We start from the raw sequence: 12,593 nt of genomic DNA on the forward strand, positions 1-12,593 counted from the left end.
CCCTATATGCTGGCGCTGATGGGTTTGAGTGCAAGATGAAGCTGTTCGACTGCCCGCATTGCGGCCACCGCCTCTATTTCGAGAACGCCCAGTGCCTGAACTGCGCCAGCCTCGTGCTTTACGATCCGCAGCTGTCGCGTTTCACGCTGTCGGACGTTGATGGCGCCTACCACTGCACCAATGCCGACGAATGCGCCTGCAACTGGCGGACGGAGCCAGGCCAGGCCTTTTGCCGCGCCTGCTCGTTGAACCAGCTCATTCCGAACCTGTCCGTCGACGGCAACCGCCGGCGGTGGATCCGCGTCGAGGCTGCCAAGAAACGCGCCATCTATTCGCTGCTCGCCTTCGGCCTGCCGGTCGCGCCCAAGCAGTGCCCCGGCGACGAGGCCGGCCTTGCCTTCGATTTCCTTGCCGATCCGATCGGCGGCGGCCCCGGCGGCGAGCGCATCCTCACCGGCCACGACAATGGCCTGATCACGCTCAACGTCGCCGAGGCGGATTCGGCCGAACGCGAGCGCCGGCGTGTCGCGATGGGCGAGAACTATCGCACGCTGCTCGGCCATTTCCGCCACGAGCTCGGCCATTATTATTGGGACCGGCTGATCCGTGACGACCCGCAAAGGCTTGCCGCTTTCCGCGCCCTGTTCGGCGACGAGCGCGCCGGCTACGAACAGGCGCTGACGGCCTACTATGCCAATGGCGCGGCGCCGGACTGGCAGCAGGCTCACATCTCGGCCTATGCAACGTCGCATCCATGGGAGGATTGGGCCGAGACCTTCGCGCACTATCTGCACATCACCGACACGCTGGAGATGGTGCATGCGCTGAACTTTCCGCTCGGCCGGCTGGAGACGGTCGATGCCGACGCCCTGCCGCGCGGCGACACCGGCGGCGAGCTGCTGGCGGCGCCCGCCGAGCCAAGGAACGAACCCGAGCCTTTCGAAAGGATCCTTGACCGCTGGCTGGTGCTGTCGGAAGCATCCAACTCGATCAACCGCTGCATGGGCCTGCCCGACCTCTACCCCTTCGTCATCTCGGGCGTGACGGCGCATAAGCTCGGCTTCGTCCATGCACTGCTGGCCGGCCTGCCGCAAGAAAACGGAACAATTCGTGAGCCGGCAGAAGCATTTTAGCCGGAACGCATAAGGCTCGGCTTCGTTTTCGTCCGCGAGGGAGCATGAAAACGGAGTGAAATCCATGAAAACCTTACTGTTTCCCGCCATCGCTGGAGCGCTCGTCGCCATGTCGGGTGCGGCCCTGGCCGAGACCGCGGTTTCGGCCGTCACAGACCTTAATGTGCGCGCCGGTCCCGGCCCGCAATATCCGGTCATCGGCGTGCTGGCCGCCGGCCAGTCGGCGACGCTCCAGGGCTGTATCGCCAACAGCAAATGGTGCACCATCGCCGAGGCCAACGGCCAGGGCTGGGTCTATTCCGACTATGTGACGGCCGATTTCGGCGGCAACGCGGTCGTGCTGACACGGCGCCCGGCGGATGCCGGCATTGCCGTCGTCGAGGCGCCGACCGACGAACTCTACTCGGACAGCTATACCGGCGCCATCGTGTCGGGCGACGAGCCACTCGATCCGATCGCGCGGCCGCCGGCCGAAGTCGGCACCTATGTCAGCACGCACCGGCTCGATCCGGTCTATCTCGACGGCGAGGTGGTGACCGGCGCGACCCTGCCCGACAGCGTCGAGCTGCGCGAAATCCCCGATTACGACTACCGCTATGTCTATGTGAACAACCAGCCGGCGCTGGTCGATCCCGGCACGCGGCGCATCGTCTACGTCATGCGCTGACAAATGCCGACAGCAAGCGGCCGCATGACGGCGGCCGCTTGCCCCTCTTCACAGATGCGAAACCACGAGCCCAAACCGTGGCGAGGATGATTGCGCGCAAAGCGCCGATCCCATAGATCAGGCGGACCCGGACGCGTTCGGCGCTTGCGTTCGGCTGAGGGAAACCGCGTGATCATCGACAAAGCCGCGTTCGAGCGCTACCGGCGCTCGCCGAACGCCAGGACAACCCCGCTCCGCCTCCTGTTTGGAACCGCCATCGTCGTGCTGTTCTGGATGGCGACGACCCTGGCGGTGCTGCTCGGCGGCACCTATGCCTTTGTCGTCTGGCGGGTTTCGACCGGCGCCGGCCCGGCAGCCGGTGGCCCGGTCCAGGACTTCCTGGCTTCGCCCGAGGGCATCCTCACCGCCCTGGTCTCCTTCGCCGGCATCTGGATCGGCCTCTGGTTTGCCATGCGCTTCGTGCATCGCGAGCCGCTGGCGGCGCTGATCGGGGACAGCAGCCGCGTTTCCTGGCCGGGCTTCCTCAAGGGCCTGATCGCGGTGCTGATCACCTCGCTACTCTCCGAAATCCTGCTTTACTGGTTGCAGCCCGAGATCGCGCGCGGCGCGATCGGCCCGTCGACCTGGCTGCTTTTCCTGGTCCCGATTGTGCTGCTCGCATTGCTGCAGACCTCGTCCGAGGAGGCGCTGTTTCGCGGCTATCTCCTGCGCGGCCTCGCCAACCGGTTCAGCAACCCGCTGATCTGGGCAGGGCTGCCGCTGCTGCTGTTCAGCGCGCTGCACTGGAGCGCGAGCTCGACGCTCGCCATCAATGCCTGCGTGCTGGTCTCGATCGCCAGCTTCGCGCTGGTGCTGACGCTTCTGGTCTACGCCACCGGCAATCTGGGCGTGGCATTCGGCGCCCATCTCGGCAACAATCTGACCGGCTTCCTGCTGATCTCGCATCAGGAAAGCTACAATTCCTTCGCCCTGTTCAACGCCAGGCCGCTGGAGGGTCCCGGTTGGACCGGGATCGATGCGGTCCTCATCGCGGCGATCGGCATCGTCAGCAGCCTGCTGACGGCAGTGCTTCTGCTGCACCCGCGCTCGCCGCTAAGGGTCAGGCCGGCCTGATGCGCGTCACGCTGGTGGTGGAAGGGGCGATCCCCTGCAAAGGCTATGGTGGCACGGAACGCCAGGTCGACTGGCTGGCGACGGAACTGGCGCGGCTCGGGCACAGGGTGGTCCTCATCGCCGCGCCCGGCTCCAGCCATCCGCTTTGCGAGGTGCGGCCGGCGGCGTCGCGGGCCGAGTGCCGCGCTGCCATCCCCCAGGATACCGACATCGTCCATTTCAACGGCCGGTATATCGAGGTGCCCTTTGCGACCCTCAACACCGAGCACGGTTTTTCGCCGCAGTCCCCGAGGTTGCACCCGAACTGGAGCTTCGTCAGCGCCAGCCACGCCCGCAACCACGGCCGCGAGACCTTCGTCCATAACGGCTTTCCGGTCGACGAGTACCGGCTCGCGGCGACAAAGAGCGACCGCCTACTGTTCCTCGCCGGCATCGCCCGCGCCGGCAAGAACCTCAACCGCGCCGTCGACCTTGCCAAGGCATTCGATTTCGCGCTCGACATTGCCGGCGGCTCGCGCTGGCGCCTGCTGACGCGCAGCCAGGTGCGGCGCCAGGGCGTCTTCTTCAAGAGCCTTGGCGGCCGCTATCGCTTTCACGGCATCGTCGGCGGCGACGAGAAACTGCGCCTGCTAGGCGAGGCAAAAGCCTTCCTCAATCCGATCGCCTGGGAAGAGCCGTTCGGCATGGCGCCTGTCGAGGCGATGCTGTGCGGAACGCCGGTGCTGACGACATCGCGCGGCGCCCTGCCTGAGATCGTCGACGCCGACACCGGGCGCCTTTTCGACACGGATGCCGAGTTCGCGCAGGCTTTCGTCAATATCGCCGCGCTTTCACCCCAACGGTGCCGCGAGTCCGCCGCAGACCGGTTTCCCATGTCGAGGACAGCAAAGGGCTATCTCGACCTCTATGCGCGCATCCTCGACGGCGAAAGCCTGCCCTGAGAACGTGCCGCGCGCGACGTTTTGGCCGTTGAACCGGCCTCAGCCTTGACTCAGCGGGCGATTTCCTGTCTAGAGCAGCACGAATTCCGCGACGAGTTTCCCTCGCGAAGCCGACCAGGACGCCGAAACCTCTTTGAGGCAGAAGCTGTAAAGAGATCCTGGAGGCCAACACCCGGCAGCGCAATGCGCCCCCGGGTGCTTTTTGGCTTTGGGCTTTGCTTGGCGACCCGGCGCGAACGCACTACCTCTCGGTCGAACCCACCGAGATCAAGGACCGCAGATGTTTGAATCCCTTCAGGAGCGTCTTGGCTCCATCCTGAATGGCCTGACGGGCCGCGGCGCGCTGTCCGAAGCGGATGTCTCGGCGGCGTTGCGCGAGGTGCGCCGCGCGTTGCTCGAGGCCGACGTGGCGCTGGAAGTGGTGCGTTCCTTCACCGACAGGGTGCGTGAGAAGGCCGTTGGCGCCGCGGTGCTGAAGTCGATCAAGCCCGGCCAGATGGTCGTCAAGATCGTCCATGACGAGTTGGTCGAGATGCTGGGCGCCGAAGGCGTAGCCGTCGATCTCAACGCGCCGGCGCCCGTCGTCGTCATGATGGTCGGCTTGCAGGGCTCCGGCAAGACGACGACCTCGGCCAAGATCGCCAAGCGCCTGACCGAGCGCCAGAACAAGAAGGTCCTGATGGCTTCGCTCGACACGCGGCGCCCTGCCGCGCAGGAGCAGTTGCGCCAGCTCGGCGAGCAGACCAAGGTCGCCACGCTGCCGATCATCGCCGGCCAGAGCCCGGTCGACATCGCCCGGCGCGCCGTGCAGGCCGCCAAGCTCGGCGGCCACGACGTCGTCATCCTCGACACCGCCGGCCGCACCCATATCGACGAGCCGCTGATGGTCGAGATGGCCGACATCAAGAAGGTGTCGTCGCCGCACGAGATCCTGTTGGTCGCCGATTCGCTGACCGGTCAGGACGCCGTCAACCTGGCGAAAAGCTTCGACGAGCGCGTCGGCATCACCGGCCTGGTGCTGACCCGCATGGACGGCGACGGCCGCGGCGGCGCGGCGCTCTCGATGCGCGCAGTCACCGGCAAGCCGATCAAGCTGATCGGCACCGGCGAAAAGATGGACGGGTTGGAGGAATTCCACCCCAAGCGCATCGCCGACCGCATCCTCGGCATGGGCGACATCGTCAGCCTGGTCGAGAAGGCCGCCGAGAACATCGACGCCGAGCAGGCGGCGGCGATGGCCAGGAAGATGCAGTCGGGCAAGTTCGACCTCAACGACCTCGCCCAGCAGCTTCAGCAGATGTCGAAAATGGGCGGCATGGGCGGCATCATGGGCATGATGCCCGGCATGGGCAAGATGAAGGACCAGATGGCCGCGGCCGGCCTCGACGACAGGATGTTCGGCCGTCAGCTTGCCATCATCTCCTCGATGACCAAGGCCGAGCGCGCCAATCCAGACATCCTCAAGCACTCGCGCAAGAAGCGCATCGCCGCCGGCTCCGGCACCGACGCGGCCGAGATCAACAAGCTGTTGAAGATGCATCGCGGCATGGCCGACATGATGAAGGCGATGGGCGGCAAGGGCAAAGGCGGTGGCCTGATGCGCGGCATGATGGGCGGCCTCGCCTCGAAGATGGGCCTTGGCGGCATGATGCCGGGCGGCCCCGGAGGCCTAATGGGCGGCGGTATGCCTGACCTCTCCAAGATGGACCCCAAGCAGCTCGAAGCCCTGCAGAAGCAGGCGCAGGCGGCCGGTCTCGGCAAGGGCCTACCGGGCGGCTTGCCCGGCGGTCTTCCCGGCGGCGGCCTGCCTGGTCTTCCCGGCGGCATGAAGCTGCCCGGCCTTCCTGGCCTCGGTGGCGGCGGCCTGCCGGGCCTTGGCAAGAAGAAGTGAGGGCACCATGAACGAAGACAAGGACATGGCCGACGCTCGCAACATCCTGGCCGGCTACCGCGCATCGATCGACAATATCGACGCGGCCCTCATCCACATGCTGGCCGAGCGCTTCCGCTGCACCAAGGCGGTGGGCGTGCTGAAGGCCGAGCATGGCCTGCCGCCGGCCGATCCGGCGCGCGAGCAGCAGCAGATCGCCCGCCTTCGCCAACTGGCGAAGGATGCGCATCTCGATCCCGATTTCGCGGAAAAATTCCTCAACTTCGTCGTCCGCGAAGTGATCCGTCATCACGAACAGATCGCCGCATCCAACGGCGTGACGAAAACCGGTTGAAACCCAACCCAGACCATCAAACGAAATCAGAGCTTTTTAGGAGAAAACAATGGCACTGAAGATCAGACTGGCCCGCGCGGGCTCGAAGAAGCGTCCTTACTACCACGTCGTCGTCGCCGACGCGCGTTCGCCGCGCGACGGCCGTTTCATCGAGTCGCTCGGCTCGTGGAACCCGCTGCTGCCGAAGGACGGCGAGCGCGTCAAGGTTGACGCCGAGCGCGTCAAGCACTGGCTCTCGCACGGCGCCCAGCCCACCGACCGCGTTCTGCGCTTCCTCGACGAGGCCGGCCTCGCCAAGCGCCCCGCCCGCTCGAACCCGCAGAAGGCCGAGCCAGGCAAGAAGGCGCAGGAGCGCGCCGCCCTGCTGAAGAAGGCGCAGGAAGATGCCGCCGCCGCTGTCGCGGCGGCAGCCGCCGCGCCGGCCGAGGCGGAAGCCGCCACGGCCGAGTAATCCGGCCCGAATCGGTTAACGAAAACGGCGGGCTTTGCCCGCCGTTCTTGTTTCAGGCGTCCCGGGAGGGATCAGTAGCCTTGCGGGCAACGGGCGATGTAGACGCGCCCGTAGCGATCGCGGTAGCGGCAGCGGTCCGGTTCGCTGGCACGACCGATCAGCGCGCCCGCGACGGCGCCGACAGCACCACCGACCACAGCGCCTTCCACCGGGTCATTTGCCACGGCGGCACCTACGGCCGCGCCGCCCAGGCCGCCGACTGCGGCACCCTTTTCCGTCTGCGAGCAGGCACCGAGTGCCGTCGCCAACGCCAGGATGATCATCGCTTTCTTCATTGTCGTTCCTCTCACACGCCGTCCTCGCCGCCATCCCGTTAACTCTCGGACGGCTAATTTGATCCCGAGGACATCGAAGATTGCCGATGCCAGCGCCGGCGCAGGGCTCCTCACCTCACCTGGATGCCATTGAAATTATTATCGTTTCACCGTTCGGTCACGCGCTTCAGATTGCCGAGCCCGGTCTCGAAATCCTTGCCGATCAGCGTGTCGAAATTCATGAACAGGCCCATCAGCTTGGCGACGAACGGCCGGCCGCCGCGCATCGCCCAGGTGACCGTCGTGGTTTCGCCGGACGGCGTCAGGGTGAAGTCGACTATGTTGCTGGCCCGAAACGGCTTCTCGAAATCGAGCTTCAGCGCCACCAGCGACGACGGAACCGAGCTGGTGATCTCCATCCGCCCGACGCCTGCCTTGCCGTTGCCTTCCCAGGCATAGGCGGCGCCCTTGCCGCTTTCGGCGCCGGACAGCGTGCGCTTCATGTCCGGGTCGAGTTTTTCGTAAGGCGACCATTCGGGCCAGCGCCTGAAGTCGTTGATCAGTGGAAAGATCGCTTCCGACGGCGCCGCGATGCTGGCCGAGCGGCTGACGACGAAATCGTTCGGCCGGGTCGCGGCATAGATGAGCACGGCGGCGATTATGACCAGGATGATGACGACGGCTGTAAGCATTGTGCCTATCCTTCCAATGGCTTAGCGGGTGAACGAAAGCAGGGCGCGCACCCTCGGGTCGCGCAGGAACAGACCGCCCCACAGGATGATGCCGAGATAGACGCCGAACAGTATGTGCGAGAACAGTGGGCTGCCGATGCGCACATGGGTGGCGATGGCGCCACCCATATAGGCGGTGAGCAGGATGGCCCCGAGCACCGAAGTGCGCGGCAGCGCATAGAGCGCGGTCGAGACCAGCCCGATGACGCCGAGCAGGCGCGCGGAATTGGGATCGGCTGGCCAGCCGAGCTGCGTCATGGTCTGGGTGACGATATCCATGGGCGGCAGCTTGATGACGCCGTCGAAGATCATGAACAGCACGATGATGGCGCTGAGCGCGCGGCCGGTCCACTGGGCGCCCGACAAGACGGGCGCGGTTTGCGTAATGCTCATTGACGTTCCCTCCTGGGATCCTGGGCGCTGGCCATCTTTGCCAGGGCTCGAACCAAGGACGCCGGACAGGTCGACGGTCCGACACGTCCCGGTATCTTTTTCGCAAACGGCGCGCGGGCGCGCGTGATCACACCCTCGTTCAGAGTGTCTTGAGATAGGCTTCCAGCCGCGCGTAGCTCGCCATGACCATCTGGCCGAAGCCCATCTTCACCGCCATGTCGCGGGCAGCGATCGAATTGGCGCGGATGCTGGCGACGATCCGCGTCTTGCCGCCGGCATCCTCGAACAGGATGGTCGTCACCATGTTGGGCGGCGGCAGGGTGTCCTGCCACTGGCGGCGGTCGAGTGGCGCGTCGCGATAGACGATCCGCTCTGGCGGAGCGATTTCCAGATAGACGCTGTTGGTCGGATACTCGCTGCCGTCGGCAAAGCGCATGGTCAGGCGGAATTGCCCGCCCGGCCGCACATCCATCTCGCAGACCGGATAGGTCGAGCCTTCCGGTCCCCAGAACCGCACCAGATGGTATGGATCGGTGAACAGCTTGAACATCAGCGCGCGAGGCGCATCGAAGGTCCGGGTGATGATGATCACCGGGTCATCGGATGGTGTGTCGATGCTCTGATCCGTCACGTTTCCCTCTCTGGATTGTGCTGCCGCGCGTCGGTCGCAAACTGGTTAGCCGGCTTCAATTTCGACCTCCGCCGGGCTCACCGGCCTGCAGACCCTGCAGATAGGTCTCCAGCCGGTCGAAGCGGGCGTCCCACAGCGCGCGATAGGACTCCAGCCACTCGTCGATCTCGCGCAATGGTTCCGGCTGCAAGCGGCGCGGCCGAAACTGGGCGTCGCGGCCGCGCGCGACCAGACCGGCGCGCTCGAGCACCTTGAGGTGCTTCGACACCGCCGGAAAGCTCATGGCAAACGGCTCGGCCAGCTGCGTAACCGAGGCCTCGCCGAGCGCCAGCCGCGCCAGGATGGCGCGTCGGGTCGGATCGGCAAGGGCCGCGAGGGTCAGGCTGAGGCTATCGGTCGTCATATTTATTGAACCAGATGGTTATATAACCTTTTGGTTCTATACGAGAGGCCGCCGGCCGAGTCAAGCGGCGCGGTATCGAGGGGGAATGCGGGCAGCGCCCCATCCGGATCGCAAACCGGACGGCAAGGCTCCTGGTGGCCTCAGGAGAAGTAGAACCGTTCGGCCGGGATCATCTTCGGCGCCGGCTCGCCGAGCGCCTCGAACACCGAGATTTCGCAGACGCGGCAAAGGCCATCGAGCGCAAGGTCGTTGGGCTGGGTGCCGAAGGGATCCTCGAGCTCCTCCGACAGCGCGTCGAGGCCGAAGAAGGTATAGGCGATGAGCGCCGTGAACAACGGCGTCGCCCAGCCGGCGGGCGCGGCCAGCCCGAACGGCAGCAGCAGGCAGAAGACGTAGGCGGTGCGCTGCAGGAGCAGCGTGTAGGCGAAGGGCAACGGCGTTCCGGCGATGCGCTCGCAGCCGGCCTGCGCCGCGGCGATCTCCGACAGGCGCTCGTCGAGGATGCGGTAGCCGATCGTATCGATGGCGCCGGACTTGCGCAGCCCGGCAACGCGCGCGCCCATGCGGCGCAGCATGGCGTCGGGGGCATTGACGGCCTTGGCCACGGCTTCGACCTCATCACCGATGAAGCCGCGCGCGTCCGGCGCGGCGTCCACCCGCCTGAGCGACCCGCGCAGGAAATGGCAGAACGCGATCGCCTCCATCAACAGGCCGCGCAGCTCGGCCCGGTCATCGATCAGGCCGGTCGAGGCGCGCGCCAGGTTGCGGATGTCGAAGACGAGCTGGCCCCACAGCTTGCGCGCCTCCCACCAGCGGTCGTAGGCGGCGTTGTTGCGGAAGCCGAGATAGATCGACAGCGCCACGCCGAGCAGCGCGAAGGGTGCCGTGCCGGCATTGCCGAAGTCGAGCTTGAGGGCTTTTACGACCAGCAGCACAAGCGCGCCATAGGCGGCAAAGCCGAAGATCTGCGGCAGGATGCGCGGCACTACCGAGCCGCGCATGATGAAGAACAGATGCAGGAAGCGCGGACGCGGGCGGACGATCATCAAAACCCCCAGACGGACCGGTTGCGATCCCGAGGCCCTATTGTGCTATGCACCGGCAAAGCAAGCTCGGCCGCCAGCGACATTTCCGTGTCGCCCGGGTTGGCGCTACCGGTGCTCATCCGGCCGGTCTAATGACGAGGGCGAGCCCGCGAGACTGGCGACCGCGCGCCGCCCGAGGGAGGAAAGATGACCGGCGAAACCGATCTGCAAAAATTGTTGGCGTCGATGACACCGCACCTGCTTCCCGATGTCCACGTCTTCGCGACGCTGGCGCCGGGCGCGGCCATGCCGGATGGCCTCGTTCCGGTCATGAGCTTTCGCGAGCAGGAAGGCCTTACGCTGATCGCGAAGGAGGACCAGGCGAGAGCGGCCGGCATCGACGGCATCTTCCGCTGCCGGATGATCACGCTGAACATCCACTCTTCGCTGGAAGCCGTCGGCTTCCTCGCCGCCATCACCACGCGCCTGGCCGCCGCCGGCATGGGCGTCAATCCGGTCTCGGCCTTTTACCACGACCATCTGTTCGTCCCGGCGGATCGGGCGGAGGAGGCGATGGTGCTGTTGATGGAATTGGCGGAGCAAAATCGGTTGTGACGCCGGCTCTCCGCCGCCTGCTTGAGATGCCGGTGCCGCCCCTCATCCCCCTGCCGGGACCTTCTCCCCGTGAACGGGGAGAAGGAAGCTACCCGGCCGAAGGCCGAGCCCGCGACTGCGGGCCGCCGGTCGTCCGGCGCCCCCGCGGAGGGCCCGCCGCGTCAGCGGCGGTGCGGCCCGTGAGCGAAAACCAACCGGCCGCAGGCCGAGCCCGCGACCGCGGGCCGCCGGTCGTCCGGCGCCCCCGCGGAGGGCCCGCCGCGGCAGCGGCGGTGCGGCCCGTGAGCGAGATTAGGCCGCCTTCTTCTTCGGCTGGATCAGGCCGCGCTCGACCAAAAGCTCGGCGATCTGCACGGCGTTGAGCGCCGCGCCCTTGCGCAGATTGTCGGAGACGATCCACATCGACAGGCCGTTGTCGATGGTCGAATCCTCGCGGATGCGCGAGATGAAGGTGGCGTCCTCGCCGGCCGATTCCAGCGGCGTGATGTAGCCACCATTCTCGCGCTTGTCCAAGACCTGGCAGCCCGGCGCCTCGCGCAGGATCTCGCGCGCCTCGTCCGCCGTGATCGGCTTCTCGAACTCGATGTTGACCGCTTCCGAATGGCCGATGAACACCGGCACGCGCACGCAGGTCGCCGTCAGCTTGATCTTGGGGTCGAGCATCTTCTTGGTCTCGGCCACCATCTTCCACTCTTCCTTGGTGAAGCCGTCGTCGAGGAAGACGTCGATATGCGGAATGACGTTGAAGGCGATGCGCTTGGTGAACTTCTTGACGTCGACCTGGTCGGCGACGAAGACCGCCCGGGTCTGCGTGAACAGCTCGTCCATGCCTTCCTTGCCGGCGCCGGACACCGACTGGTAGGTGGCCACGACGATGCGCTTGATGGTCGCCGCGTCATGCAGCGGCTTCATCGCCACCACCAGCTGCGCCGTCGAGCAGTTCGGATTGGCGATGATGTTCTTGCGCGAGAACTGCTCGACCGCGTCCGGGTTCACTTCCGGCACGATCAGCGGCACCTCCGGGTCGTAGCGGAAGGCAGACGAATTATCGATGACGACGCAGCCCTGCTTGCCGATCTTCGGCGACCATTCCTTGGAGACGTTGCCGCCGGCCGACATGATGCAGAGGTCGGTGTCGGAAAAGTCGTAGGTGTCGAGCGCCTTGACCTTCAGCGTGCGGTCGCCGAAGGACACTTCGGTGCCCTGGCTGCGCCGCGAGGCCAGCGCCACGACTTCGCTTACCGGAAAGCCGCGCTCGTCCAGAATGTTGAGCATTTCGCGGCCTACATTGCCCGTGGCGCCGACTACCGCAACCTTGAAACTCATAAAGATCTCCTGTCCCTCTCCGCTTGGTTGTTGGAGAAAACCCGCCGGCCTCATGCGGGTTCCGTCCCCCGGGCCGAACCCGGGAGAGGGTGGTTAGGCCAAGGGAATCACACCGTTTTGGTGGTGGTTTTGGCCGTAGTTTTGCTGGAACGAGCAGGCGCGCCGAGGCGCCCGGCCCGATGCTGAGCATCGTGGCTGGGGGCATCGAAGGCAAGAAGAGCCGTCAGAAGGCCGCGCATCGAAGACAATCCCGTTCGAAGCGGGCTTTTACGCGGTTTGGTAAAAGAGTCAATTGGCGGCAGCGCTCTCCCTTCTCCCCGTCACTTTATGGGGAGAAGGTGCCCGAAGGGCGGATGAGGGGCGGCGCTGACTTCGACAGCTGGCTCGTCCGGAAGTAAGGACCGGCGCCTCGCCCCTTTCCCTACTCAGCGTTGGCGCTGCCCCTCACCTGCCTGCCGGCATCCTTGTAACTTGTCCCTTGCCGACTCTGCTATTGCAGTCACGCGCCGGCGTCAGATCGTGCAGATGATCGTGGCCGAAGAGAACCGCGCCCGCACGGTCAACGCAAGACAGGCGCAAAAGAGCATCAAGCGCCTGCTCGCCGCGCTCAGGCGTGAGTTGGAAA

Annotated in this window: 15 protein-coding genes; 8 read left to right on the forward strand and 7 right to left on the reverse strand. The window is 65.8% G+C overall.

All coding sequences use genetic code 11. The annotated features are described in order from the left end of the window. Positions 1–35 precede the first annotated feature (35 nt). The 7 genes from EN846_RS16555 to rpsP all read left to right on the forward strand — a co-directional run bounded on the left by EN846_RS16555 (position 36) and on the right by rpsP (position 6,530). A complete protein-coding gene (locus EN846_RS16555) occupies positions 36–1,133 on the forward strand; it encodes a putative zinc-binding metallopeptidase (protein ID WP_127391858.1) in 1,098 nt (365 codons plus the stop codon). A 64-nt stretch (positions 1,134–1,197) separates the two neighbouring features. Next, positions 1,198–1,800 (forward strand): DUF1236 domain-containing protein, encoded by a 603-nt coding sequence (locus EN846_RS16560; protein ID WP_127283959.1) that lies wholly within the window; start codon positions 1,198–1,200, stop codon positions 1,798–1,800. A 168-nt stretch (positions 1,801–1,968) separates the two neighbouring features. Then, positions 1,969–2,913, forward strand: coding sequence for a type II CAAX endopeptidase family protein (locus EN846_RS16565; protein WP_127391859.1), 945 nt, complete (start codon positions 1,969–1,971; stop codon positions 2,911–2,913). Further along, positions 2,913–3,854, forward strand: a complete 942-nt coding sequence (locus tag EN846_RS16570) for a glycosyltransferase (RefSeq protein WP_127391860.1) — start codon at positions 2,913–2,915, stop codon at positions 3,852–3,854. Before EN846_RS16565 ends, EN846_RS16570 begins: the two co-directional genes overlap by 1 nt. 280 nt (positions 3,855–4,134) lie before the next feature. Further along, entirely contained in the window at positions 4,135–5,745 is a 1,611-nt protein-coding gene (ffh, locus tag EN846_RS16575) for a signal recognition particle protein (RefSeq protein ID WP_127283956.1), read from the forward strand. A 7-nt stretch (positions 5,746–5,752) separates the two neighbouring features. Next, positions 5,753–6,079 (forward strand): chorismate mutase, encoded by a 327-nt coding sequence (locus EN846_RS16580; protein WP_127283955.1) that lies wholly within the window; start codon positions 5,753–5,755, stop codon positions 6,077–6,079. A 49-nt stretch (positions 6,080–6,128) separates the two neighbouring features. After that, the gene (gene rpsP, locus EN846_RS16585) at positions 6,129–6,530 is read left to right on the forward strand and encodes a 30S ribosomal protein S16 (protein ID WP_127283954.1); all 402 of its coding nucleotides are present in this window, start codon (positions 6,129–6,131) and stop codon (positions 6,528–6,530) included. 71 nt (positions 6,531–6,601) lie between these two features. On the opposite strand, the gene EN846_RS16590 is transcribed toward rpsP, so the two are convergent. The 6 genes from EN846_RS16590 to EN846_RS16615 form a co-directional block, all read right to left on the reverse strand. Then, positions 6,602–6,865: a glycine zipper domain-containing protein gene (locus EN846_RS16590; RefSeq protein ID WP_126086823.1), complete on the reverse strand. Its 264-nt coding sequence runs from the start codon at positions 6,863–6,865 to the stop codon at positions 6,602–6,604. A 146-nt stretch (positions 6,866–7,011) separates the two neighbouring features. Next, positions 7,012–7,536, reverse strand: coding sequence for an SRPBCC family protein (locus EN846_RS16595; protein ID WP_127391861.1), 525 nt, complete (start codon positions 7,534–7,536; stop codon positions 7,012–7,014). Between the two features lie 21 nt (positions 7,537–7,557). Further along, entirely contained in the window at positions 7,558–7,968 is a 411-nt protein-coding gene (locus EN846_RS16600; protein ID WP_127391862.1) for a DoxX family protein, read from the reverse strand. Between the two features lie 139 nt (positions 7,969–8,107). Further along, positions 8,108–8,599: an SRPBCC domain-containing protein gene (locus tag EN846_RS16605; RefSeq protein WP_135913918.1), complete on the reverse strand. Its 492-nt coding sequence runs from the start codon at positions 8,597–8,599 to the stop codon at positions 8,108–8,110. A gap of 55 nt (positions 8,600–8,654) precedes the next feature. Continuing rightward, entirely contained in the window at positions 8,655–9,002 is a 348-nt protein-coding gene (locus EN846_RS16610) for a metalloregulator ArsR/SmtB family transcription factor (RefSeq protein WP_127283949.1), read from the reverse strand. Positions 9,003–9,142: 140 nt separating this feature from the next. Beyond that, positions 9,143–10,048, reverse strand: coding sequence for a bestrophin family ion channel (locus EN846_RS16615; RefSeq protein ID WP_127391864.1), 906 nt, complete (start codon positions 10,046–10,048; stop codon positions 9,143–9,145). Positions 10,049–10,234: 186 nt separating this feature from the next. Here EN846_RS16615 and EN846_RS16620 point away from each other — a divergent pair, with 186 nt between their 5' ends. Next, positions 10,235–10,642, forward strand: a complete 408-nt coding sequence (locus EN846_RS16620; RefSeq protein ID WP_127391865.1) for an ACT domain-containing protein — start codon at positions 10,235–10,237, stop codon at positions 10,640–10,642. A gap of 291 nt (positions 10,643–10,933) precedes the next feature. On the opposite strand, the gene EN846_RS16625 is transcribed toward EN846_RS16620, so the two are convergent. Continuing rightward, positions 10,934–11,968: an aspartate-semialdehyde dehydrogenase gene (locus tag EN846_RS16625; RefSeq protein WP_127283946.1), complete on the reverse strand. Its 1,035-nt coding sequence runs from the start codon at positions 11,966–11,968 to the stop codon at positions 10,934–10,936. Positions 11,969–12,593: the final 625 nt, after the last annotated feature.

Source organism: Mesorhizobium sp. M4B.F.Ca.ET.203.01.1.1 (genome assembly GCF_004791025.1).
Classification (GTDB): domain Bacteria; phylum Pseudomonadota; class Alphaproteobacteria; order Rhizobiales; family Rhizobiaceae; genus Mesorhizobium; species Mesorhizobium abyssinicae.

Excerpts from the sequence above, each read along its gene's own strand:
- EN846_RS16555 (WP_127391858.1), top strand. The coding sequence starts at position 36 with ATGAAGCTGTTCGACTGCCCGCATTGCGGCCACCGCCTCTATTTCGAG.
- EN846_RS16570 (WP_127391860.1), top strand. The coding sequence starts at position 2,913 with ATGCGCGTCACGCTGGTGGTGGAAGGGGCGATCCCCTGCAAAGGCTAT.
- EN846_RS16560 (WP_127283959.1), top strand. The coding sequence starts at position 1,198 with ATGAAAACCTTACTGTTTCCCGCCATCGCTGGAGCGCTCGTCGCCATG.
- EN846_RS16580 (WP_127283955.1), top strand. The coding sequence starts at position 5,753 with ATGAACGAAGACAAGGACATGGCCGACGCTCGCAACATCCTGGCCGGC.
- EN846_RS16600 (WP_127391862.1), bottom strand. The coding sequence starts at position 7,968 with ATGAGCATTACGCAAACCGCGCCCGTCTTGTCGGGCGCCCAGTGGACC.
- EN846_RS16620 (WP_127391865.1), top strand. The coding sequence starts at position 10,235 with ATGACCGGCGAAACCGATCTGCAAAAATTGTTGGCGTCGATGACACCG.
- EN846_RS16610 (WP_127283949.1), bottom strand. The coding sequence starts at position 9,002 with ATGACGACCGATAGCCTCAGCCTGACCCTCGCGGCCCTTGCCGATCCG.
- EN846_RS16625 (WP_127283946.1), bottom strand. The coding sequence starts at position 11,968 with ATGAGTTTCAAGGTTGCGGTAGTCGGCGCCACGGGCAATGTAGGCCGC.
- EN846_RS16590 (WP_126086823.1), bottom strand. The coding sequence starts at position 6,865 with ATGAAGAAAGCGATGATCATCCTGGCGTTGGCGACGGCACTCGGTGCC.
- EN846_RS16615 (WP_127391864.1), bottom strand. The coding sequence starts at position 10,048 with ATGATCGTCCGCCCGCGTCCGCGCTTCCTGCATCTGTTCTTCATCATG.
- ffh (WP_127283956.1), top strand. The coding sequence starts at position 4,135 with ATGTTTGAATCCCTTCAGGAGCGTCTTGGCTCCATCCTGAATGGCCTG.
- EN846_RS16595 (WP_127391861.1), bottom strand. The coding sequence starts at position 7,536 with ATGCTTACAGCCGTCGTCATCATCCTGGTCATAATCGCCGCCGTGCTC.
- rpsP (WP_127283954.1), top strand. The coding sequence starts at position 6,129 with ATGGCACTGAAGATCAGACTGGCCCGCGCGGGCTCGAAGAAGCGTCCT.